Annotated in this window: 16 protein-coding genes; 5 read left to right on the top strand and 11 right to left on the bottom strand. The window is 68.9% G+C overall.

All coding sequences use genetic code 11. The annotated features are described in order from the left end of the window. Positions 1–10: 10 nt before the first annotated feature. Both JQX13_RS17435 and adh read right to left on the bottom strand, forming a co-directional pair. The gene (locus JQX13_RS17435) at positions 11–403 is read right to left on the bottom strand and encodes a DUF779 domain-containing protein (RefSeq protein ID WP_203410121.1); all 393 of its coding nucleotides are present in this window, start codon (positions 401–403) and stop codon (positions 11–13) included. 21 nt (positions 404–424) lie between these two features. Beyond that, positions 425–1954 carry an aldehyde dehydrogenase gene (gene adh, locus JQX13_RS17440; protein ID WP_203410122.1) on the bottom strand — a complete coding sequence of 510 codons (1530 nt, stop codon included), beginning with the start codon at positions 1952–1954 and terminating at the stop codon, positions 425–427. Between the two features lie 240 nt (positions 1955–2194). On the opposite strand from adh, the gene JQX13_RS17445 reads away from it, so the two are divergent. Then, positions 2195–3550, top strand: a complete 1356-nt coding sequence (locus JQX13_RS17445) for a sigma-54-dependent transcriptional regulator (RefSeq protein WP_203410123.1) — start codon at positions 2195–2197, stop codon at positions 3548–3550. Positions 3551–3611: 61 nt separating this feature from the next. Here JQX13_RS17445 and JQX13_RS17450 read toward each other — a convergent pair whose 3' ends face one another. Genes JQX13_RS17450 through JQX13_RS17460 form a run of 3 tightly spaced genes read right to left on the bottom strand, consistent with a single transcriptional unit; the run spans position 3612 to position 7189 of the window. Beyond that, positions 3612–5537 carry an ATP-binding response regulator gene (locus JQX13_RS17450; RefSeq protein ID WP_203410124.1) on the bottom strand — a complete coding sequence of 642 codons (1926 nt, stop codon included), beginning with the start codon at positions 5535–5537 and terminating at the stop codon, positions 3612–3614. A gap of 3 nt (positions 5538–5540) precedes the next feature. Then, complete coding sequence (locus JQX13_RS17455) at positions 5541–5993, bottom strand: response regulator (RefSeq protein WP_203410125.1); 453 nt, start codon at positions 5991–5993, stop codon at positions 5541–5543. 8 nt (positions 5994–6001) lie between these two features. Continuing rightward, positions 6002–7189, bottom strand: coding sequence for a sensor histidine kinase (locus tag JQX13_RS17460; protein ID WP_203410126.1), 1188 nt, complete (start codon positions 7187–7189; stop codon positions 6002–6004). Positions 7190–7760: 571 nt separating this feature from the next. Between JQX13_RS17460 and JQX13_RS17465 the strand changes: the two genes are divergently transcribed. Beyond that, positions 7761–10712, top strand: a complete 2952-nt coding sequence (locus tag JQX13_RS17465; RefSeq protein WP_203410127.1) for a DEAD/DEAH box helicase — start codon at positions 7761–7763, stop codon at positions 10710–10712. Here JQX13_RS17465 and JQX13_RS17470 read toward each other — a convergent pair. Further along, positions 10678–11367, bottom strand: coding sequence for a TetR family transcriptional regulator (locus JQX13_RS17470; RefSeq protein ID WP_203410128.1), 690 nt, complete (start codon positions 11365–11367; stop codon positions 10678–10680). The two genes, JQX13_RS17465 and JQX13_RS17470, sit on opposite strands and share 35 nt — an antisense overlap. A gap of 127 nt (positions 11368–11494) precedes the next feature. On the opposite strand from JQX13_RS17470, the gene JQX13_RS17475 reads away from it, so the two are divergent. Both JQX13_RS17475 and JQX13_RS17480 read left to right on the top strand, forming a co-directional pair. Continuing rightward, entirely contained in the window at positions 11495–12502 is a 1008-nt protein-coding gene (locus JQX13_RS17475) for a phosphatase PAP2 family protein (protein WP_203410129.1), read from the top strand. A gap of 33 nt (positions 12503–12535) precedes the next feature. Next, on the top strand, positions 12536–13192 hold the full coding sequence (locus JQX13_RS17480) for a 2-hydroxychromene-2-carboxylate isomerase (protein ID WP_203410130.1): 657 nt from the start codon (positions 12536–12538) through the stop codon (positions 13190–13192). A gap of 146 nt (positions 13193–13338) precedes the next feature. Here JQX13_RS17480 and JQX13_RS17485 read toward each other — a convergent pair whose 3' ends face one another. The 3 genes from JQX13_RS17485 to JQX13_RS17495 all read right to left on the bottom strand — a co-directional run bounded on the left by JQX13_RS17485 (position 13339) and on the right by JQX13_RS17495 (position 18451). Next, positions 13339–14580: a phospholipase D-like domain-containing protein gene (locus JQX13_RS17485; RefSeq protein ID WP_203410131.1), complete on the bottom strand. Its 1242-nt coding sequence runs from the start codon at positions 14578–14580 to the stop codon at positions 13339–13341. Between the two features lie 83 nt (positions 14581–14663). Then, the gene (locus JQX13_RS17490) at positions 14664–17480 is read right to left on the bottom strand and encodes a TonB-dependent receptor (RefSeq protein WP_203410132.1); all 2817 of its coding nucleotides are present in this window, start codon (positions 17478–17480) and stop codon (positions 14664–14666) included. 29 nt (positions 17481–17509) lie between these two features. Beyond that, positions 17510–18451 carry a hypothetical protein gene (locus tag JQX13_RS17495; protein WP_203410133.1) on the bottom strand — a complete coding sequence of 314 codons (942 nt, stop codon included), beginning with the start codon at positions 18449–18451 and terminating at the stop codon, positions 17510–17512. A 314-nt stretch (positions 18452–18765) separates the two neighbouring features. On the opposite strand from JQX13_RS17495, the gene JQX13_RS17500 reads away from it, so the two are divergent. Then, positions 18766–19449, top strand: a complete 684-nt coding sequence (locus tag JQX13_RS17500) for a PaxA (protein ID WP_239014802.1) — start codon at positions 18766–18768, stop codon at positions 19447–19449. A gap of 12 nt (positions 19450–19461) precedes the next feature. Here the strand turns inward: JQX13_RS17500 and JQX13_RS17505 are convergent, their stop codons facing one another. Beyond that, positions 19462–20130 (bottom strand): tetratricopeptide repeat protein, encoded by a 669-nt coding sequence (locus JQX13_RS17505; protein ID WP_203410135.1) that lies wholly within the window; start codon positions 20128–20130, stop codon positions 19462–19464. Between the two features lie 15 nt (positions 20131–20145). Continuing rightward, positions 20146–21678, bottom strand: a complete 1533-nt coding sequence (locus JQX13_RS17510; RefSeq protein ID WP_203410136.1) for an Hsp70 family protein — start codon at positions 21676–21678, stop codon at positions 20146–20148. Positions 21679–21693 lie beyond the last annotated feature (15 nt).

Raw genomic sequence — 21693 nt, forward strand, 5'->3', positions numbered from 1 at the left:
GCTCCGAGGCTCAGCCGTGCTGTGGCCCGCGTGGAGGCGGACCCACCCGCTGGAGCGCGTAGTGCTCCTCGTCGGTGAAGACACGGGAGCGGATGAGGAAGCGCACGCCCTCGGGCGCCTCCACGGAGAAGCCGCTCCCGCGTCCCTTCACCACGTCCACCGTGAGGTGGGTGTGCTGCCAGTACTCGTACTGAGAGCCGCTGATGTAGAAGGGCGTGTCCACGATGGTGCCGAGGAACACGTCCTCCTGGCCCAGCTTGAACTCGCCCCGCGGGTAGCACATGGGCGCGCTGCCATCGCAGCACCCTCCCGATTGATGGAACATCAGGGGGCCGTGAATCCCCTGCAACTTGCGCAGCAGGGCCTCGGCGGCGGGAGTGACGGCAACGCGCTCGACGTGCATGCGGGGAACCTCGCTCCTGGCCTAGAAGAAGCCCATCGGCTTCGGGTCGTAGCTGACGAGCATGTTCTTCGTCTGCTGGTAGTGCGAGAGCATCATCTTGTGCGTCTCGCGGCCGATGCCCGACTGCTTGTAGCCGCCGAACGCCGCGTGCGCCGGGTACAGGTGGTAGCAGTTCACCCACACGCGGCCCGCCTGGATGCCGCGGCCCATGCGGTACGCCGTGTGCGTGTCGCGCGACCACACGCCCGCGCCCAGGCCGTACAGCGTCTCGTTGGCCATGGCCAGCGCGTCCTCCGCGTCCTTGAACTTCGTCACCGACACCACCGGGCCGAAGATCTCCTCCTGGAAGATGCGCATCTTGTTGTGGCCCTCGAAGATGGTGGGCTCCACGTAGTAGCCCTCGGAGAGCGCGCCCGGCAGGTGCGCCCGCCGTCCTCCGGTGAGCACCTTTGCGCCCTCCTGCCGGCCCACGTCGATGTACGAGAGGATCTTCTCCAGCTGATCATTCGACGCCTGCGCGCCAATCATCGTCGCCGTGTCGAGCGGGTTGCCCTGGACGATGCGCTTCGTGCGCTCGATGGCCTTCTGCATGAACTCGTCGTAGAAGCGCTCCTGCACCAGGGCGCGCGAGGGGCAGGTGCACACCTCGCCCTGGTTGAGGGCGAACATGGCGAAGCCCTCGAGCGCCTTCTGCGCGAAGTCGTCGTTCTGCGAGAACACGTCCGCGAAGAAGATGTTGGGCGACTTGCCGCCCAGCTCCAGCGTCACGGGGATGAGGTTCTCCGAGGCGTACTGCATGATGAGGCGGCCCGTGGTCGTCTCACCGGTGAAGGCAATCTTGGCGATGCGCTTGTTGCTGGCCAGGGGCTTGCCGGCCTCGATGCCGAAGCCGTTGACGATGTTGAGCACGCCGGGAGGCAGCAGGTCGCCCACCAGCTCCGCGAACTTGAGGATGGTGACGGGCGTCTGCTCGGCGGGCTTGAGGACCACGCAGTTGCCGGCGGCCAGCGCGGGCGCCAGCTTCCAGGCCGCCATCAGCAGCGGGAAGTTCCACGGGATGATCTGCCCCACCACGCCGAGCGGCTCGTGGAAGTGGTACGCGACGGTGTGCTCGTCGAGCTCCGAGAGGCTTCCCTCCTGGGAGCGCAGGCAGCCGGCGAAGTAGCGGAAGTGGTCGATGGCCAGCGGCAGGTCCGCGGCGAGCGTCTCGCGGATGGGCTTGCCGTTGTCCCACGTCTCGGAGACGGCGAGCATCTCCAGGTTGGCCTGCATCCGGTCGGCGATCTTGTTGAGGATGTCCGCGCGCGTGGTGGGCGAGGTGCGGCCCCAGGCCCCCTTGGCCTTGTGGGCGGCGTCGAGCGCCTTCTCGATGTCCTCGGCGGTGGAGCGGGGGACCTCACAGAACGGCTTGCCGGTGACGGGGGAGATGTTCTCGAAGTACTGCCCCTTCACGGGCGGGACGAACTCACCTCCGATGTAGTTCCCGTAGCGGGGGAGGTACTGCACCTTGCTGCCCTTCTGCCCCGGAGCTTCGTACACGGTCGACGACATGCTGACCTCGGCGTGGGTGGGTGGTTCTGGCTACGGCTGGGGAGAGGCGCCGATGATAGACAGGTGCCGCTCCGCGTCATCGCCGCGAAAGAACACGCGAGCGTCCAAAAGTGATCAGGGCCCGGCCGGGCAGGGGGCATCCGGGCTCGGCGGAGGGCCAGGGGCGAGTCGGACCGGGCGTGGGCGCGGGGGGGTGATCGGAGCCACGGCGGAGAGGTCACCGGACGAGCGAGGTGAGGCATGGCGCAGGTGCTGGTGGTGGACGACGAGGTGAAGCTGGGGAAGCTGGTGGCGGAGGCGCTGGAGTTGGACGGGCACGAGGTGGCGAGGGTGACGGGGGGGAGAGCGGCGCTGGTGGAGCTGGCGCGGCGCGGCTTCGACGTGGTGCTGACGGACCTGCGGATGCCGGAGGTGGATGGGCTGGAGGTGTTGAAGGCGGCGCAGGCGCTGCCCACGCCCCCGTCGGTGGTGATGATGACGGCGTACGGCAGCGCGGAGAACGCGGTGGCGGCGATGAAGGCGGGGGCGGCGGACTACCTCACCAAGCCCTTCGCGATGGACGAGGTGCGGCTGCGGGTGAGGCGGCTGGCCGAGCAGCGCGCGGCGGAGACGAAGAGCGAGCGGCTGGTGCGGCAGCTCACGCCCTCGCTGGTGGCGGAGAGCCCGCGGATGAAGCAGGCGCTGGCGTCGGCGAGGCAGGTGGCGGCGAGCGACGCGAGCGTGGTGTTGCTGGGGGAGAGCGGGACGGGGAAGAGCCAGCTGGCGAGGCTCATCCACTATTCGAGCAAGCGCGTGGCGGGGCCGCTGGTGGAGGTGCACTGCGCGGCGCTGCCGGAGACGCTGCTGGAGGGGGAACTGTTCGGCCACGAGAAGGGCGCGTTCACGGGGGCCACGGAGCGCAAGGCGGGGCACCTGGCGGCGGCGGACGGGGGGACGCTGTTCCTGGACGAGATTGGCGAGGTGACGCCGGCCACGCAGGTGAAGCTGCTGCGCTTCCTGCAGGAGCGCGAGTTCGTGCCACTGGGCAGCACGCAGGCACGCAAGGTGGACGTGCGGGTCATCGCGGCGACGAACCGGGACCTGGTGGGAGCGGTGCGGGAGGGGCGGTTCCGGGAGGACTTCTACTACCGGCTGAACGTCTTCAGCATCGAGGTGCCGCCGCTGCGCGAGCGCAAGGAGGACCTGGTGCCGCTGGCGCACGCCTTCCTGGCGAGGCGGGGGCTGCCGGCGTCGAAGCTGTCGAAGGAGGCGGAGGCGCGGCTGACGTCGCACCCGTGGCCGGGCAACGTGCGAGAGCTGGAGAACGCGCTGGAGCGCGCGCTCATCCTGTCGGGGGAGGGGGACATCCTGGCGGAGCACCTGGGGCCTGGGGGACCGTCGCTGTCGAGAGGAGGAGGCAAGGCGGTGCGGGCGGCGGACGTGCTGGGCGAGGGCTTCAACCTGGACGCCTTCGAGCGGGAGCTCCTCCATGCGGCGTTGGAGCGAGCAGGGGGCAACAAGACAGCGGCGGCGAAGCTGCTGGGCATCACGAGGCGCCGTCTCTACTCGAGGCTACAGAGCCTGGGCGAGAAGGTGACGGACCCCGAGGCCGATTGAGGAGGGTGCACCCTCTCCCTCTGGGAGAGGGCGGGGGGTGAGGGTATCGAGGTTCCCGCGCTCAGGTCCCGACGAGCCGTCTCACCAGCTCACGCAGCTCATCGGAGGAGAACGGCTTGTCGACGCGGTGGTTCTTCACCTGATTCAGGAACGCACGGGCCACGGGGGTAAACGCGCCGCCCGTGAGGAACACCATCCGCTCGGCGACCGAGGGAGCACCACTGGCGAGCGCCTGGTGCAGCTCCACTCCGCTCATCTCCGGCATCATCACGTCGCACAGCACGACGTCGAAGTGCTCGCCGCCGAGCAGCCGCGCGTGGGCCTCCTTGGCGCTCGTCAGCGTGACGACCTCGTGTTCGCGCTGGAGCGTGCGGCGGATGGCCACACCAATCATCGGCTCGTCATCCACCACCAGGACGCGGCCCCGCCTCGAGGCCCCGTGCTGCGCGGACGGCTTCGCCGGCTCGGCGGGCCGCGCGGCGGCGGCGGCGTTCAGCACGACGCGGAAGGTGCTCCCGTGCCCGACGCGGCTCTCCACGCTCATCTGCCCGCCGAAGCCGGTCACGATGCCGTGGCAGATGGACAGGCCGAGCCCGGTTCCCACTCCGACGGGCTTGGTGGTGAAGAACGGCTCGAACACGCGCTCCAGGAGCTCCTCGGGGATGCCCACGCCGGTGTCGCGCACCTCGATGATCACGCTCGAGTCCTCGTGGTGCGTGACGACCTGGATTTCGTTGCGTTCCACGTCCCCCTCGGGGATGGCGTGGGCGGCGTTGACGAGCAGGTTGAGGAACACCTGCCCGAGCCGGCCCTCGTGGGCGCGGGCCAGGACGGGCTCGCCGTAGCTGCGCACCAGCCGCGCGCGATGCTTGAGCTCGTTCATGGCCATGCAGATGGACGTCTCGAGCACGCGGTGCACGTCCACGGGCTCGGGCTGCGAGTCCTCGTCCACGCGCGAGAACAGCTTCAACTGCTTGACGATGTCGCTCACCCGGGACGCGCCCAGCCGGGCATCGGAGAGCAGCTCGCGTACCTCATTCCGCGCGGCGTCGGGCATCTCCAGCCGCGAGACCACGTTCGTCTCCAGGTAGTCCAGGTTGGAGATGGTGTAGGCGAGCGGGTTGTTGATTTCGTGCGCCACGCCCGCGGAGAGCACGCCGAGCGAGGCCATGCGGTCCGCGTGCAGCAGGCGCGCCTGCATCTGCCGGCGCTCGGTCAGGTCGCGCAGGCTCCAGAGCAGGCAGGGCTGGCCATCGAACACCAGGGGGGCCTGGGTGATCTCCACGAGCACGTGGCCGCCCGTCTTGCGCATCATGCGGATCTCCCGGGAGGGGACGGGCGTGCCGTTGCGCAAGGACTCGTTGACGTCGTCGCGCAGCAGGGTCCACGCCTCCGCCTGGAGGAACTCCGCGGCGAGCTTGGAGATGGGGTGCCCCATGAGCTCGTCCACGGACGCGCAGCCGAGCAGGGTGGCGAGCGCGCGATTGACGTAGACGACCTGCGCTCCCTGCTGCACGCCAATGCCCTCGGGCAGATGCTCGATGAGCTCGCGGAAGCTCTCCTGGGAGCGGCGCAGGGCCTCCAGCGTGCGGGCGTGCTGGCGCGCGTAGCGGATGGAGCGGCCCAGGAGCGTGGGCGTGAGCTGGGACTTCTCGAGGAAGTCGGCGGCCCCGGCCTGCTGCGCCAGGTGGTCGATGGTGGCGTCATCCTGCCCGGTCAGCAGGATGAAGGGGCCGCCCCAGCCCCGCTGCCGGGCCTGCTGGAGCAGCTCGAGCCCCGTCATCGCGCCGAGCCGGTAGTCCAACAGGCAGACGTCATGACGTCCCGGGGCCAGCGCCGCCAGGGCCTCCTCACAGGTCGACACCCACTCCAGCTTCACCCGGCCCGGCCCGAGGGCGCGCAGGCAGTCGCGGGTCAGCACGAAGTCGTCCTCGTCGTCCTCGACGAGGAGTACCTGGATGGGGTGGGGGTCGGCCTCGAGCCTCATGGATCAGGGTATGCGGGTCGGCAATTCGACGATCTGGAACCAGTGTTTATCGAGCACCTTCACGACATCGACGAGCCCGTCGAAGGTCACCGGCTTGGTGATGAAGCAGTTGGCGCCCAGATTATAGCTCCGGAGGATGTCCTCCTCGGCTTTTGATGTGGTCAGCACCACGACGGGGATGAGCTTGAGCGAGGGATCGGACTTGATTTCCTTCAGCGCCTCGCGCCCGTCCTTGCGGGGCATGTTCAGGTCCAGGAGGATCAACCCGGGGCGAGGGGAGTCCTTCGGGTCGGCGAAGCGGCCACGGCGGTGCAGGTAGTCGAGCAGCTCCTCGCCGTCCTCGACGAACCGGAGCTCGTTGGCGAGCCGGCTCTCCTGCATCGCGGTGAGGGCGAAGTCCCGGTCATCCGGATCGTCATCCGCCATCAAGATGGTTACGAGTTTCTTCGGCTCCATGACCTCTCCTACCTGCGCGTGGGTTGCTTGAGGGGCATCATGACGTTGAAGCTCGTGCCCTCTCCAGGCGTGCTCCGCGCTCCGATGCTCCCGTTGTGCCGCTCGACGATCTTCCGGCAGATGGCGAGGCCGATCCCCGTGCCCTCGTACTGGCCGCGCCCGTGCAGGCGCTGGAACACGTTGAAGATGCGGTCGGCGTACTTCTGTTCGAAGCCGATGCCGTTGTCCTGCACCACCAGCTCGCACCGCTGGGTCTGCGCGTCCACCGTGCCGTGGAGGGAGATGAGGGGCGTCACGCCCTCCCGGCGGAACTTGAGGGCATTGCCCACCAGGTTCTGGATCAGCTGACGCATCTGCATGGCATCGGCCTCGAGCGTGGGCAGCTCCCCGAGTGACACCTGGGCTCCGGACTGCTCGATGCGCGTCTCCAGATCGCCGAGCACCTCGCGCGCGATGACGGAGAGGTCCACCTGGGCGAAGGGCTGGGCGTTCGACGATACCCGGGAGAAGGAGAGCAGGTCGTCGATCAACCGGCGCATGCGCCCCGCGGCGTTCTGCATCCGCTCGATGTAGTCGCGGCCCTCGGGGCTCAGCGCGGCGGCGGCCGTGGTCTTCAGGCGCTCTCCGAAGGTCTGGATCTTCCGCAGGGGCTCCTGCAGGTCGTGCGAGGCGACGTACGCGAAGCTCTCCAGCTCGCGGTTGGACTGCTCCAGGCGGAGCTGGGCCCGCTTGAGCTCGGTGATATCGGTGAGGATGACCGCGAAGCCGATGATCTGCTGTTGCGACTTGATGGGGGCCACCCGGGCCGCGAACCACTCGGCGCCGACGTCGATCAGCGGCCGGGCCTCGTATCCGCCGGGCTCTCCGGTGGTGAGCACCTTGTGGATGACGCCGCGGGCCACTTCGACATAGTCCGGGTGGATCCACTGGTAGAGGCTGGTGCCCAGCACCTCCGAGAGGCCCTGGCCCGGCACGGTGAAGTTGAGGTAGCGCACCCGCGCCTCGAGGTCGCAGGTGAACATGATGTTCGGCGACTGCTCGATCAGCGCCCGGATGCTGAACGCCTCATCCTCGGGGGGGTTGCTCGAGGAGAGCTGGACGGACAGGTGGTTGAGGTCCTCGGCCAGCGGAGCGAGCGGTCCGCTCCCCACACGGCATCGGGCGTGAGGATCCTTGGCCACCAGCTTCGCGACCATCTGGCGCAACTCCGCGACGGTCGTCTCCGGGGCGGATGCTGCGCACGTGGCTTCGCCCCCCGGACTCGCGTCCGCCTCGATTCCCCGGCTCTTTTCCAAGTGAAGCTGACCCCTCTGGTGAGCGTCTCCCGGATCAGTGGGTCCTGTCCGGAGGACAGCCCCGAAAAAGTATCATGGTGGTCAAGGATGTAAAGTAGCCGTCAGTCTGGCGAAAGGGCTCTTGCCAGGAGGTGCGCGAGTGATTCCCGCGGCCCCGCGAAGCTCCTGGCGGCGCGCACCCGCTCTTCCAGCTGGTTCCTCGTGGAGCGTTCCTGGCGCGGGACTTTCGAGGTCCCCCGCCCGTCGTCCAGGCGTGTATAGAGGGGCGCCATGAATGCCCTCGGAGGGGCCTCGTGCTTCGCGTGAAGACATACATCCCGGCTTCGAGCATCCACGGCATTGGTCTGTTTCATGGACGACGACGCCATGGAAGACGGCTGGGAGTCGTTCGCTGGCGTCATCGGGCCGGAGCGGATGTAGCTGGAAGCGCGCACGAATTCGTATCCCCTCTTTCGCGTTGAAAGTCTCTCCCATGTCCTCGACCGCTCAATTGCTCGAAGCCGTTCGGAAGGAAGCCCGCCCTGGAATCTGGTCCAACGGGGTGAATCTCTCTCGTGCGGGCGCCGTCGCGCTCCAGTCGAGGACCCCGACGGAGCTCGAGTTGAGGGTGCGGGCACCCGGGCGCTCGGTGGCCCTCACGGTCACCCTCTATCCGAACGACGAGGTCTGGGAGTGTGATTGCGACGGCCGGATGGATCCGTGCGAGCACGTGGTGGCGGCGGCCATCACCGTCCAGCAGGCGGAGAAGCAGGACGCCCCGCTGGAGGCCACCGCCAACAAGTGGTCCCGCGTGGTGTATCGGTTCTCGCGGGTGGATGGGGGGCTGGAGCTGCACCGGGTGCTCGTGCACGCCGACGGGAAGGAGGAGCCCATCGAGGGAACGCTCTCCGGCCTGCTCGCGAAGCCGGCGCTGGCCTCGACACTCCAGGTCGAGCAGTCGGATCTCCTCGCGGACCGTCTCCTGGAGCGCCGCACGCGGGGAGCGATTCCTCCCGAGAGGCTGGACGCGCTGCTCCAGGTGCTCCAGCAGGCGCGCAACGTGTTGCTCGACGGGCGGCCCGTCGCCGTCTCGGATGAGGTCGTCCCCCCGAGGGCCCTCATCGAGGACAAGGGGGGGCAGCTGGTCGTGACGGTGACGAAGGATCCCCGCGTCGTCGAGGTCGTGAGCCCGGGGGTCGCGCTGTGCGGTGACGCGGTGGCGCGTCTGGGCGAGACCTCCATGACGGGCGCCTGGCTCCAGAACCTGCCGATCGTCCGCACGTACCCGGCCGAGCAGCTGGGGGAGATCTCCTCGAAGGTGCTCCCGGAGCTGGGCCGCCGCATGCCGGTGGAGGTCCGTAGCCGGCGCCTGCCGAGGCTCGACCGGGAGCTGAAGCCGCGCATCCTGCTGGAGCTCAACCAGCTGGAGTCGGGTCTGTCCGTCCTGCCCACGCTCGTCTATGGCGCGCCGCCATCGGTGCGGATCGACAACGGGCGGATGGTGTACCTGCGCGGCTCCGTCCCCCTGCGCGACGAGGCGGCCGAGCAGCGCCTCATCCACCAGCTGCGCGATGAGCTGAACCTGGTCCCCGGCCGGCGGCTGACCGTGCAGGGCCCGGAGATGGTGCGCTGGGCGGACAAGCTGCGGCGCTGGCGGGGAGACCTCTCCGGAGACGCGGCGGGCCTGGTGAGTCCGGACGTCCGGCTCCGGCCCCTGCTCCAGGTGGAGTCCACCGGCACCGGGCCGGGCGTTCCCGAGGTGCGCTTCACGCTCGAGTTCCAGGTGGAAGGGGACAAGGGCGGGACGACGCGGACGGTGGACGCGGCGGCGGTCATCCGGGCGTGGACGGAGGGGTTGGGGCTGGTGCCCCTGGATGGCGGTGGCTGGGCGCCGCTTCCGCGCGCCTGGTTGGACAAGAACGGACAGCGAGTCGCGGACCTCCTGGCCGCGCGACAGGCGGATGGCCGCGTCTCCAACCACGCGCTGCCGGAGCTGGGCGCGCTGTGTGAGACGCTCGAGCAGCCGCCTCCTCCGGGACTCGACCGTCTGGCGCCGCTCGTCGAGGGCTTCGAGAAGCTCGCGCCCCCGGCGCTGCCGGAGGACCTCTCCGCGACGCTGCGCCACTATCAGCAGCAGGGCGTGAGCTGGCTGGGCTTCCTGCGGAGCGCGGGACTCGGCGGCATCCTCGCCGACGACATGGGCCTCGGAAAGACGCTCCAGACGCTGTGCGTGCTGGGCTCGCGCTCGCTCGTCGTCTGCCCCACCAGCGTGCTTCCGAACTGGGCCGCGGAGCTCAAGCGCTTCCGCCCGTCGCTCAAGGTGTGCGTGTACCACGGGCCCGGCCGCTCCCTGGACGAGTCCGCCGACGTGACGCTCACGACGTACGCCCTGCTCCGGCTGGACGCGGCCGTGCTCTCGGCGCCCACGTGGAACGCCGTCGTGCTGGACGAGGCCCAGGCCATCAAGAATCCGGAGAGCCAGGTGGCGCGCTCGGCGTTCGGCCTCAAGGCGAACTTCCGTCTGGCGTTGAGCGGTACGCCGCTCGAGAACCGGCTGGAGGAACTCTGGAGCCTCATGCACTTCTCCAACCCGGGCCTGCTCGGGGGGCGGAGGCAGTTCGAGGAGAAGGTGGCCCGGCCCATCAGCGAGGGCAACGCCGAGGCGGCGGATCGCCTGCGCCGGCGCATCCGGCCCTTCGTCCTGCGGCGCCTCAAGCGGGACGTGGCGCCCGAGCTGCCGCCGCGCACCGAGTCCGTGATGCACGTGTCGTTGGACGAGCGCGAGCGCTCCGTCTACGACGCGGTGATGGCGGCGACGCGCGCCGAGGTGGTGGCCCTGCTGAACGAGGGGGGCAGCGTGCTGAAGGCGCTGGAGGCCCTGCTCCGGCTGCGTCAGGCGGCCTGTCACCCGGCGCTCGTTCCGGGCCAGCACGCGAGCTCGTCGTCGAAGGTGCAGACGCTCGTCGAGGCACTCGGCACGGCGGCGTCGGACGGGCACAAGGCCCTGGTGTTCTCGCAGTGGACGTCGCTGCTCGATCTCATCGAGCCGCACCTGAAGTCGGCCGGAATCGCCTTCGAGCGCCTGGATGGCTCAACGCCCAATCGCGGTGAAATCACCGAGCGGTTCCAGACGCCGGAGGGCCCACCGGTGCTGCTGATGTCGCTCAAGGCCGGTGGAACGGGTCTGAACCTCACCGCGGCGGACCACGTGTTCCTGATGGATCCGTGGTGGAACCCGGCGGTGGAGGCGCAGGCGGCGGATCGCGCGCACCGCATCGGTCAGGAGCGGCCGGTGATGGTGTACCGGCTGGTGTCGCAGGGGACGGTGGAGGAGCGCATCCTGGGCCTCCAGGAGAAGAAGCGCGCGCTCTTCGAGGCGGCCCTGAGCGAAGCGGCGGCCGCGACGGCCATCACCCGCGACGACCTGCTCGAGCTGTTCTCCTGAGGGCGCGCTTCGGAGGATCTCCTGGCAGGACGCCGGTGACGTAGTTCTGCAGGGTGGGGGCGTAGCAGCCGACGAGCAGCTCGGTGTCGGCGCTGGCGATGGGCTCGAGGTGCAGGACGAAGCGGGCCATCGCCAGCCCGATGAGCTGGGAGCCGATGAGCGCCGCGCGCAGCTCCGGCTGGGGGAGGCTGAGCCGGGCGGCGATGCGGCGGAACACCTTCCGGGTGATGAACTCGCGCATCATCCGGACGGCGGCCTCGTGTCCCGCGGCCGAGCGCAGCAGCGCCACCAGCGGGTTGGCCGGGTCCCTGGACCTCTCCCAGGAGTCGAGCACGAGGCGCAGGATGCGCTCCCCGAGTCGGGTGACGTCGTCCCCGAGCAGCTCTGGAATCTCCTCGGCGGAGACGATGGACAGCTCCATCGCCGCGGCGAAGAGCCGATCCTTCGAGCCGAAGTAGTGGAGAACCAGGGCGGGATCGACGCCGGCCTGGGCGGCGATGCCCCGGAGGGTGGCGCTGTCGTATCCGTGCTCGGTGAAGTGGGCGCGTGCCGCGGCCAGGATGGCTTCGCGGTTGGGTGGGGAACCGGCGGGACGACCTTTGCGCCCTCGCCGGGCCGTCGGGGCCCGGGCTCCCCCGTTGCTGCGTGACACCATCGATTCGCTCTCCCTCCACCTTTTTCAACGTCTGTTGACTTCCCGCCATGCCGCTCGTATCAAGCAGCGCGCCTGGATATCAACGGGCGTTGAATCAGGCGCCCGGTGTGGCACGAGAGGTATCCGCGTGAGCGCTTCACGACGACGAAGGCTGTCCCGGTTCGCCGGGTATTTCGTGGCCCTGCTCCTGGTGTCTGCCCCCCTGGCGCACGCGCAGACCGAGACGGAGGCGCCTCGGGACACCTCGACGGCGCAGGTGCCGGACGATGAGGGAGGCGGTGGCCCGGGTGGCGTCCGGCTTCCCTCTCTTCCGGAGTCGCCGAGCAGCAGGTTGCGGCCCGGGCTCTTCCTGGGTGACGAGTTCCGTTATGGGAACCTGATGCTGCCCCTGCGGGTGCTCTCGGATATCGTCGCCATCCCGGCGGGAATGGCGCTCTGGGAGCCTCACGACTGGGGGGCCTTCTCCCTGGTGACGCTCGCGACGGGGGCGCTGATGTTCCCGCTGAACCATCCCTTCGATGCGCGCATCCAGCGCTCCATCCAGCAGGCGCTCGGGCCGGACCACTTCAGGGTCTGGACGCCGGTGGGAGACGTGCTCGTCAACGCGGCGCTCTGGGCCCCGATGGTGGGTCTGCTCGCCTGGGGTCTGGCGAACAATGACATCCGGGCCGTGCAGTATGTGTCACTGACGGTCGAGGCCTTCGCGGTGACGCAGGCCTTCCATCTCACCTTCAAGCTGCTGCTGGGCCGGGAGGGGCCGAGGAATGGCCAGGGGCTCGGCCGCATCTTCGGGCCCTCCGAATCCTTCAACCTCTTCCCGGCCGGAACGCCCTCGGGCCACACGGCCAGTCTCTACGCGATGATGGGCGTGGCGACGGCCTACCTGGACAACCTGCCGTTGACGCTGGCGCTGCACGCCTTCGGGCTGCTCTTCGCGGCCACCATCGTCATGGACGACTACCACTTCCTCTCCGATGTCATCTGGGGAGGCGCCATGGGGTACGCCATCGGACAGTGGGTGGTGAAGCACCGCGCCTCGAAGGGCGGGGCCTCGGCGAAGGGTGGGCCTCTGTTCATGGTGATGCCGATGGTGACGCCGCGGGGTGGGGGCGTGTCAGCCGGCTTCCGCTTCTGAGTTCCGGCGCGGACGGGCGTAGAGTGGGGCGCCATGAACCGCGCTCCGCTCCGCTTCTTCTTCGACTACGTCTCGCCGTACTCCTACCTCGCGTGGACGCAGCTCCCGGCATTGGCCGAGCGTCATGGCCGCCCGCTGGAGCTCGTGCCGGTCCTCTTCGCGGGCGTGCTCAACGCGCTCGGCACGACGGGGCCCGCGGAGGTGCGGCAGAAGCGCTTCTACATCTACAAACACACCCGGCGGCTCGCGCACGAGCTCGGGGTGCCCTTCGTCATGCCCGCGGCGCACCCCTTCAACCCACTGCTCGCGCTCCGGGTGACGGCGGCGGTGGAGGACGGGGTGGCCCGGCGCCGGCTCGTCTCCGCGCTCTACGAGGCGGTGTGGGCCGGAAGCGGCGGCCTGCTGGAGCCGGAGCGGGTGGGGGCCGTCGTCGCCTCGGTGGGGCTCGATGCGCGGGCGCTGCTCGAGGCCTCGCAGACGCCCGCGGTGAAGGACCAGGTGCGCCGCAACACGCAGGAGTTGCTGTCGCTGGACGGCTTCGGTGTGCCCACGGTCGTGGTGGAGGGGGAACTCTTCTTCGGCGTCGACTCGCTGGGCCACCTGGAGCGCTTCCTGCGAGGGGAGGATCCCCTTTCCCGCGAGGAACTGGAGCGCCTGCGCACCCTGCCGGTCGCCGCGTCGCGGGTGTGACTCCCTCTCCCTCTGGGAGAGGGCGGGGGGTGAGGGTATCCGAGCCCGTTCTTCCAACCCGTGGCCCTCAGTGTGGACACGGGGTTCAACCCGGGGTCCTGGAACCCTCACCCCGTCCCTCTCCCGAAGGGAGAGGGGACATACCCCTACGGAGTGCCGCTGATGTTCGGTGCGGTGTAGGTGGCCTTCGGGTCCACCTGCTCCGAGTAGGGGCTCGACCAGGTGTCCGCGAAGAAGCGCTCGAGCTGACGCGCGAAGGCCTCGCCCTCGACGATGACGCCCACGTTGCGGCTCTGCGTGAAGTAGTCGCGCTCCCAGTTGCTCGTGCCGACCCAGGCCCGCTCGCCATCCACCACCATGTACTTGGCGTGCACCACGCGCGCGAACGGGACGAACCCGCCCGACCACTGCGGAATGGTGACCATCTTCACCGTCAGCCCCGGCGGCGCCTGCAACGCCTGCAGGCCCTCGATGGTGCCCTTACGCTTGCCCCAGTCGGCCACCAGCAGCTCCACCGTCACGCCGCGCGCCGCGGCCCGCTTCAGCGCTTCCTCCAGGTCGGTGAAGGTGCTCCCATCACGGCCCTTCGCCTTGTACGTGAGCACCTGTACGCGCACCGAGTGCTTCGCTCCGTCGATGAGCCTTACCAACTTGGGCAGGTCCCACGTGGCCGGGTCCGGCAGCCAGCCCTGGGGGCTGAGCGCGGGCGTCACGCGCACCGAGCCGCCCTCGACGCGAGCCGGGAAGGAGCCGCTCACGGCGGTCGTCGCGACCTGGGGCTTCTCTCCACCCGCGGCCAGCGCCCAGTCCAGCTCGAAGACGTCCACCAGCGAGCGCACCACCTCGGGCACGCGGATGCGCAGCCCGAGCTCCTGGATGTGCTCCAGCGAGCGCCAGTCGAAGTTCTGGCTGCCCAGGTAGGCCTCGCGCCCGTCCACGACGAAGTACTTCGCGTGCAGCACGCCGCCCATGGACTTCGCCGTGTCCATCCGGCGCATCTCGATGCCCGGCCGCTTCGCCAGCCGCTCGAGCGTCTCCGGATACGTCTTGTAGAACTTCTCCTCCGCGAGCACGCGCACCTTCACGCCGCGGTCCGCCGCCGCCTCGAGCGCCCGCACCACCGGCTCCAGCCGGCTGCCCGGCTCGTTGCTCAGGTAGAACTGGGCGACGTCCACCGTCCGCGTGGCGCCCTCGAGCATCTTCGGCCACACGTCCTTGGCGTCTGGGATGTCCGGGTGGTCCAGCGTCGTCTCCACCGGGCTGCTCTCCACCAGCACCAGGTCGGGAGGCGCGGCCTCGGGAGTGGGGGCGCGCACCGCTGGAGCCGGCGTGGCGCACGCGAGGGACAGCACGAGAGGGAAGAGGAGGGCCGTCTGTCGGAGGGACATGGGGCGCACCGTATACAAAAATCAGAGGCCCCCCGCGATCGCTCGCGGAGGGCCCCGGATTCACGGCGTGTCTGCCTTTGACGCTAGTTGCGGAAGCGCAGCAGCAGCTCCGCCTGCAGCGGGCTGGTGCGGTAGCGCGCCATGCCGTAGGTGGTGGAACCCGGACTCCAACGGTCATACAGCGTGTTGGCGTCGGTGTTGTTCAGCGCGTTCACCACCATCATGGTCAGCTCCAGCTTGTTCTTCATCTGGAAGAGCCGGCCCACGTCGTAGCGGGCCTGCGCGTCGATGATGAACTGGTCCGGGTTGCGCAGCTCGGAGATGGTCGACGGATCGTTGAAGTTCGGCGAGCCCCCGTCGAAGGCGTAGCCGGTGCCGCGCGGCGAGCGGTAGATGACGGTGCTGGGGTTGCTCTGGTTCTGATTCATCCACAGCGGCGTGCCCGTCAGGTAGCGGAAGCGGATGCCGAAATCGAGGCCGAAGGTGGTCGCGTAGCCGACGGAGCCCTTGATGGTGTGGCGGATGTCGTCCGGCGTCGGGCCCTCGAACAGGTACTTCATGCGCGGGTTGCTGCCGTAGCCATCGAAGTAGCTGCCCACCGTGCCGTTGCTGAACGCCAGGGTGTAGCTGGCCAGCAGGTCCCAGCGGCCCAGCTTGCCCTGGGTCCACAGGTCGATGCCCTTGTAGTCACGCCAGGCGTCGTCCGGGTTGGTGATCTTGAACACGGAGTGGTTCTGGCCGTCCACGTAGCCCACGATACGCGTGCCGGTGGGGTCCCAGATCTGGTTGACCTCCTCGTCGATCCACAGGTTGTTGTAGCGGCGGTAGGTGAGGTCCGCGCCAATCACCGCGCCCTCGGCCACCTCGCGGTGCAGGCCCAGGCTGATCTCATCCACGCTCGGGGGCGTGTGCGTCTTGTCGAAGTAGCGGCCGCTAGCGCCACCCGAGATGCGGCAGCCCTTCAGCGTGGTGGTGTCCGGGGTGCAGTCCGGGAAGATGTTGGCCGCCTTATCGAAGGTCGACGTCACCTGGTAGATGGCGGGGTTGGCGTGCTGGGAGATGTAGACGTCACCCATCTCGTTGGAGCGGCCGTAGTGCGCCTTGAGCAGCGTCTTGCGGTCGCCGGTGATGTCATACGTGGCCGACAGACGCGGTCCGATGCCCACCAGGTTGGTGATGAAGGTGCTGTCATCGGCGTACAGCCGGGCCACGTCGGCTCGCAGACCCGCCATCACCGTGAGCTGGCGGTTGACGGTCCAGCGGTCCTGGAAGAAGGCGCCCAGCTGCGCCACGGAGGCGCTGGTGGTGTTGGCGCCCAGCACCTTGTCCTGGTTGAAGAAGAGGGTGCGCGTGTTGCAGTACGCGAAGGTGCTCGGGTCATCCGGGTTGCAGATGCCGCCCACGTCCGTGTAGCGCACGTTGCCGGTGGTGCCGACCTCCTGCGTGCCCGACAGATAGCCGAGCTGCACGCCCGCCTTCATCTGGTGCGCGCCCGCCTTGAAGAGCAGGGTGGGGTCGAACTGGAAGCGCCACTTGTCCTCGGTGGAGTAGTTGCCCGGGACGCTGCTGGAGAGCGAGCCCGAGGAGCCCGTGGTGAAGTAGTCGTTCTCCGAGTCCGCGTGCGAGATGGCGTCCATGTTGTCGTTCTGCGGACCCAGGTACACGTTCTTGTAGGTGGCACCCGTCTGCAGTTGGAACAGGACGTTGTCGGTGAAGTTGTGGTCGTAGTTACCGATGAGGAAGTAGCCGCCGCGGTTGATGCGCGACTCGGCATCGAGCGCCGTGTCCGCGTTGCTGATGTTGTTGGTGATGGTGTTGTTGTCGACGTTGACGGCGAAGGACACGCGGTCCTTGCTCGTGGGCTGCCAGGTGAGCTTCAGCCGGGCCAGCTTGGTCTGCGTGTCCTTGGGGCGGTTCTCCTGGGCGCCGTTGATGGTGAGCGGCGTCTCCTTGTGGGAGAGGTTCCACTGACCGCTGGCGTAGAACCACAGCCGGTCCTTGACGATGGGGCCGCCGAAGGCCACCAGCGGCGCGTAGAACGAGGTCTCCGCCTGCTTGGCGGTGTTCTGGACGTAGTTGCCCGTACCCGTGCCCTGGTTCGAGGCGTACTGCGCCTTGGCGTTGCCCCAGGAGGGCGAGAGGATGAGCGAGACGTCGTAGGTGAACTCGTTGGAGCCCGACTTGGTGACGACGTTCTCGATCATGCCCAGCGAGTTGTACTGGGCATCCAGGCCGCCGGTGATGACCTCGAAGTTCTCCACCGCGTAGTAGTTCATCGTGGCGGTGATGGAGCCGTCGGATACGTCGGTGGTGTCCATGCCGTCCACGTAGAACTTGCCCCAGCGAGACAGACCGCCGCGGCTGCTCGGGGCGTTGCCCGGGCCGACGCCGGCCACCAGCTGCGGGATGGCCTGCACCTGGTTGAAGATGGGCGTGGAGGCCACCTTCTCCGCCGTCAGCACCGCGCCCGTCTGCGCCGAGTCGGGGTTGATGATGGGGTTGACCTTCTCCACGATTTCATAGGTGGCCACCGCCTGCGTCTCGGTGAGCACCTCCAGCTTCACGTCCACGGGCGTGTTCTGGCCCAGGCGGACGATGATGCCGGTCTTCTTGATGGGGGTGAATCCCTCCACCGCCACCTCGAGGACATAGCCCTCGCCGGGGGGGACCTGGCCGAACTCGAAGCGGCCGTCCTCGCCGCTGGTGCGGGAGATGGGCTGCTGGAGCGCGGGGCCGCTGATGGTGAGGGGCACCTCGGCGAGCGGGGTCCCGGTGGGGTCGTACACGTAGCCGGAGACGCGGCCGTAGTTCTCGCCCGCGGCGAGCGCGGACATGGGCACGGCGAGCGCCAGCAGCACCAGCAGCAGGGCCCGGCCGCGGAGCAGAAGGGAAGTCGTCATGGGGGCAATCTCGGGGGAAGAGGAGGGACTCACTGCGGGCTCGCCACCAGGAAGAGCACGCCGGTGTAGGTGGGCTTCGCGGTCATGTCGATGGCGTCCTCGGCGCACGGCGGGTCGTAGCAGAGCCGCGTATAGGTGCCGGTGCCCGAGACCTCGCGCAGCCGCACCACCGGGGACCACTTCTCCTCGCCCGGCTTCGCCTGGAGCACCAGCCTGACGCCGGGAGCGGTGGGAGAGGTGGCGGAGGACGTCTTGACCCACACGCCGTCCATCACCTTCAGGTTGCCATCCGCCTCCACCGGCACCGCGCCCCCATCCAGGTAGGCGAGCTGCAGGCCGCGGTACCACCCGTAGACCGCCTGGGCCGAGGGCCGCGCGGGCAGGTACGTCATGTCGATGACCGCGCGCAGGGCATACGACTCGCCCTCGGCCGCGGCGCCACCGAAGTCACCGTCCCGGAGGGACTGGGCGTTCTTGATGGCGTTGCAGGTGTACTGCGACACGCCCGTCCAGTTCTGCACCTTGACCAGCGGCAGCACCATCGCGCCGTTGCTGGTGTCCTTCAGCGGGAGCGTGTCTAGCACGGGGTACTGCATGTCCTCGCGGTACGCGTCGGTGCGCTGGTTGTACTCCTTGCCCGTCTTGCAGCCCTCGGGGAAGTCGTAGGCGGTGCCCTTCACCGCGCTGGCCGGCAGCACCGGACGCGAATCGGCGTCCTTCGGCGCGTTCGTGATGTAACCCAGGTTGTAGAAGGACAGCTCCTCACCACCGGTGTAGGCCTTCACCGGCTCATAGGAGGTGCACTTCGTCTTGAATTCCTTGCCACAGGTGCTGGGGGTCTGGAACTTCGAGTCGAGCGCGGTACCGTCGATGAATCCCATGTAGGGATCGCCCGGCTCGGTCGAGCCACCACAAGAGATGGCACCCAACGCCACCGTCAGCGTCAGTGCCCACTTCTGCTTCGTCTGCACGAGAGCCTCGCGGGGAAACGGGGGGAGGTGGCTCGCGACACGGACGTTGGATAGCGAACGGCGGCCGCTGCCGGGACGGCCGTGTATCAACAGTTGAGGAACTTTTCCAATCGGGTGGCCGTTTTCACATGAACGTCACTCGGTGACCCCGGGAGTAGGGAAGACAGCGCCAGGGATTCGCGCTATGAGAGGGTTCCCCTCTCCCGCCAGGCACCATGTTCGCGCAGCAAACCGCCCCACAGTCTTCCCACCTGTTCGGTCCTGCCCTGTTTTCCCTGGTTGTCCACGTTGGGATCATCGGGGCCCTGTTGTTCATGGCGAGCCCGCGGGAGAAGCCGGTGGAGGAGGAGAAGGAGGTGGCGGTGTCGCTGATGCGGCAGCTTCCGCCGCCGCCTCCTCCGCCGCCTCCGCCTTCCGGAGCGGTGCGTTCGGTGGTGCAGCGCAAGCCCACCCCCCGCAAGGAGGTGGTGATCCGCCAGCCGGAGAAGATCGAGCCCATCAAGGTGGAGGAGAAGCCCAAGGAGCCCGAGCCGGAGCCGGAGCCGGAGCCGACCCCCGAGCCCGAGCCCGAGCCCACGGCGGTGGAGAACCCGGCGGGCGTGGCGGGTGGAGTCGAGGGAGGGGTGCAGGGCGGCGTGGTGGGAGGAGTGGTCGGGGGCGTGGTGGGAGGCGTGGTGGGTGGGCAGCTCGGGGGCACGGGGGAGGCGCCGGTGAAGCCCAAGAACGTGCCGCCGTTCGTCATCCAGCGCGATGTGGTGCGTCAGACGAAGCCGCGGCTGTCGGAGGTCTTCAAGCAGTCGCACCGCAACATGGGCACGGTCAACGGCATGTACCGCATCTGCGTGTCCACGGACGGCAACGTCTACGAAGTGACGGCGGTGAAGTCGGTGCCCGGCGCGGACGAGGACATCATCGCGGGCATCAAGGATGGCTGGCAGTACAAGCCCCAGAAGGTGCCGGTGTGCTTCCTCTACAACATGCCCATCACCATCCAGTGAGGGGGCGCGGCGCTAGCGTCCCTTGAGGGAGCGGCCCGACTGCTTGTCGAGCAGCTCGAGGCCCGCCCTGGCCTCGCGGCACTCCGGCAGGAGCTGGAGGGCGCGCTCGAAGCTCTCGCGCGCGCGCTCGAAGAAGCGCGTGGTGAGGTACTGGTAGCCGCGGGACACCTGCTCCATGGCCTGGTGGCGGGGCGAGGGCGACACCCGGGTGGCGCGGGCGAACAGCTCGAGTGCCCGGGCGTAGTCGGCGGACTCCAGGGCCAGCATGCCGAGCTTGTAGAGCTGGAGCGCCGCGGCGGCGGGCAGGGGTCCGCCGCGCGCGGGAGGCGCCGCCGCCGGCTTCGGCTCGGGGATGGGCTGTATTGGAGTGATAGGCGTTATCGGAGTGGTGGGGGTACGGGGCGGGGCTTCGGGGGCCGGCTTCGCGTGGGCCATCCGTTCGCTCCACTCGCGCCGCTTGTCCGGCTGGGAGAGCACCTCGAAGGCCTTCTTGGCGCTCAAGAAGATTTCCAGGGCCTGGGCCTTCTCCTCCGGGGACTTCATGCGGAGCCGGTCCGGGTGCGAGCGCCCGGCGATGGCCAGGAAGGCCTTGCGGATGGCGGGCAGGTCCTCCGTGCCGCGCAGGCCGAGCACCTCGAAGGGATTCTTGTCGTGGAAGGGGGACGGGTCCTGGGGGGACATGGGCGCATCCTCCTTTCAGGGCGAGGTGGCGGTGGGAGGGCGCAGAGTAGCCTCGGCCTTGCGGCCGGTGGAGGGCTCTCTCGCGGTGACCTGGAGGATTCCGTCCGCGTCGATGGTGAAGTCCACGGCCACCCGCACCGCGCCAGCCGCCGCGGGGGTGAGCCCCGCCAGTTGCAGCTCTCCGAGGTAGCGGTTGCCGTCCACGGTGGGTGACTCGCCCTGGTACACCTCGATGTCCACGTGCGTCTGTTGGTCGAAGGTGGTGGCGAACACCTTCGTCTCGCGGGTGGGGATGGTGGTGTTGCGGGGGATGAGGACGCTGAAGCGGCCGCCCTCGGTGCGGATGCCCAGGCTGCGCGAGAGCACGTCCAGCAGCAGCACCCTGGGCGTCTCGGGGGAGATGCCGGCGACGATGTCCGCCTCGAGCGCGGCGCCGATGGCCACGGCCTCGTCGGGGTTGACGGAGCGCTCGCCGGGGTGGCCGAGGTACGCCTCCGCGCGCGCGCGCACCGAGGGCATGCGCGTCATGCCGCCCACGAGGATGACGCGGTGGATGTCCTCGACGGTGAGGCCCGCGTCCTCGAGCGCCTGCTCGCACGGGGCGCGCAGCCGCTCCAGCTCCCGGGCCACCAGGTTCTCCAGGAGCGTGCGCGAGAAGGAGGGGATGGACAGGTGCAGCGGCCCCTCGGGGAGGGCCACGAGGTAGGCCAGGTCGATGGACGTCACGTCCCTCTCGGAGAGGGTGCGCTTGGTGGACTCGGCGGCCTCCTTCAGGCGCCAGAGGGCCTCGGGGTTGCCGGTGAGATCCATCCCGGTCTGCTTGAGGAAGATGCGGCGCAGGGCCTCCACCACGAGCTCGTCGAAGTTGTCGCCGCCGAGGAAGTTGTCCCCGCAGGTGGCGAGCACCTGCACCACCTCTTCCTCCACGTGAAGGAGGGAGATGTCGAAGGTGCCGCCGCCCAGGTCGAACACGGCGATGTTCTCCGGGCGCGACTCGTCGAAGCGGCAGGCGAGCATGGCGGCGGTGGGCTCGTTGAGGAGCCGGTGCACGGTGAGCCCGGCGCGCTGGCCGGCGAGCTTCGTCTCCTGGCGCTGCACCTCGTCGAAGTAGGCGGGCACGGTGATGACGGCGCCCTCCACGCCCTGGCCGAGCTGGGCCTCGGCGCTCTCCTTGAGGTAGCGCAGCACGTGGCTGGACACCTCGGCGGGGGTCATCACCTGGCCGTGCACGCGCACCGCGGCGTTGCCGGAGGGATCGGCGACCACCTCGTAGGGCAGCAGCTTCATGAGCCGCTGCACGGCGGGGTCCGAGAAGCGCCGGCCGATGAGGCGCTTCACGCCGTAGACGGTGTCGCGCGGGTGGAGCACGGCCTGACGGCGCGCCGCGCTGCCCACCGTCACGCGGCCCGAGGCATCGAAGCCGACGAAGGACGGGGTGGTGCGTTCGCCCTCGCGGTTGGGCAGTACGCGGGCCTGTCCCGTGGCCGCGTCGACCATGGCCATGCAGCTATTGGTCGTGCCCAGGTCGATTCCGAGAACGATTCCCATACCTCCCGTCCCCCC

The organism is Archangium violaceum (assembly GCF_016859125.1).
GTDB classification, from domain to species: Bacteria; Myxococcota; Myxococcia; order Myxococcales; family Myxococcaceae; genus Archangium; species Archangium violaceum_A.

What these genes read in the sequence shown, in the direction of transcription:
- JQX13_RS17435 (WP_203410121.1), bottom strand. Translation starts at nt 403, where the DNA reads ATGCACGTCGAGCGCGTTGCCGTCACTCCCGCCGCCGAGGCCCTGCTG.
- adh (WP_203410122.1), bottom strand. Translation starts at nt 1,954, where the DNA reads ATGTCGTCGACCGTGTACGAAGCTCCGGGGCAGAAGGGCAGCAAGGTG.
- JQX13_RS17445 (WP_203410123.1), top strand. Translation starts at nt 2,195, where the DNA reads ATGGCGCAGGTGCTGGTGGTGGACGACGAGGTGAAGCTGGGGAAGCTG.
- JQX13_RS17450 (WP_203410124.1), bottom strand. Translation starts at nt 5,537, where the DNA reads ATGAGGCTCGAGGCCGACCCCCACCCCATCCAGGTACTCCTCGTCGAG.
- JQX13_RS17455 (WP_203410125.1), bottom strand. Translation starts at nt 5,993, where the DNA reads ATGGAGCCGAAGAAACTCGTAACCATCTTGATGGCGGATGACGATCCG.
- JQX13_RS17460 (WP_203410126.1), bottom strand. Translation starts at nt 7,189, where the DNA reads ATGGTCGCGAAGCTGGTGGCCAAGGATCCTCACGCCCGATGCCGTGTG.
- JQX13_RS17465 (WP_203410127.1), top strand. Translation starts at nt 7,761, where the DNA reads ATGTCCTCGACCGCTCAATTGCTCGAAGCCGTTCGGAAGGAAGCCCGC.
- JQX13_RS17470 (WP_203410128.1), bottom strand. Translation starts at nt 11,367, where the DNA reads ATGGTGTCACGCAGCAACGGGGGAGCCCGGGCCCCGACGGCCCGGCGA.
- JQX13_RS17480 (WP_203410130.1), top strand. Translation starts at nt 12,536, where the DNA reads ATGAACCGCGCTCCGCTCCGCTTCTTCTTCGACTACGTCTCGCCGTAC.
- JQX13_RS17485 (WP_203410131.1), bottom strand. Translation starts at nt 14,580, where the DNA reads ATGTCCCTCCGACAGACGGCCCTCCTCTTCCCTCTCGTGCTGTCCCTC.
- JQX13_RS17490 (WP_203410132.1), bottom strand. Translation starts at nt 17,480, where the DNA reads ATGACGACTTCCCTTCTGCTCCGCGGCCGGGCCCTGCTGCTGGTGCTG.
- JQX13_RS17500 (WP_239014802.1), top strand. Translation starts at nt 18,766, where the DNA reads ATGGCGAGCCCGCGGGAGAAGCCGGTGGAGGAGGAGAAGGAGGTGGCG.
- JQX13_RS17505 (WP_203410135.1), bottom strand. Translation starts at nt 20,130, where the DNA reads ATGTCCCCCCAGGACCCGTCCCCCTTCCACGACAAGAATCCCTTCGAG.
- JQX13_RS17510 (WP_203410136.1), bottom strand. Translation starts at nt 21,678, where the DNA reads ATGGGAATCGTTCTCGGAATCGACCTGGGCACGACCAATAGCTGCATG.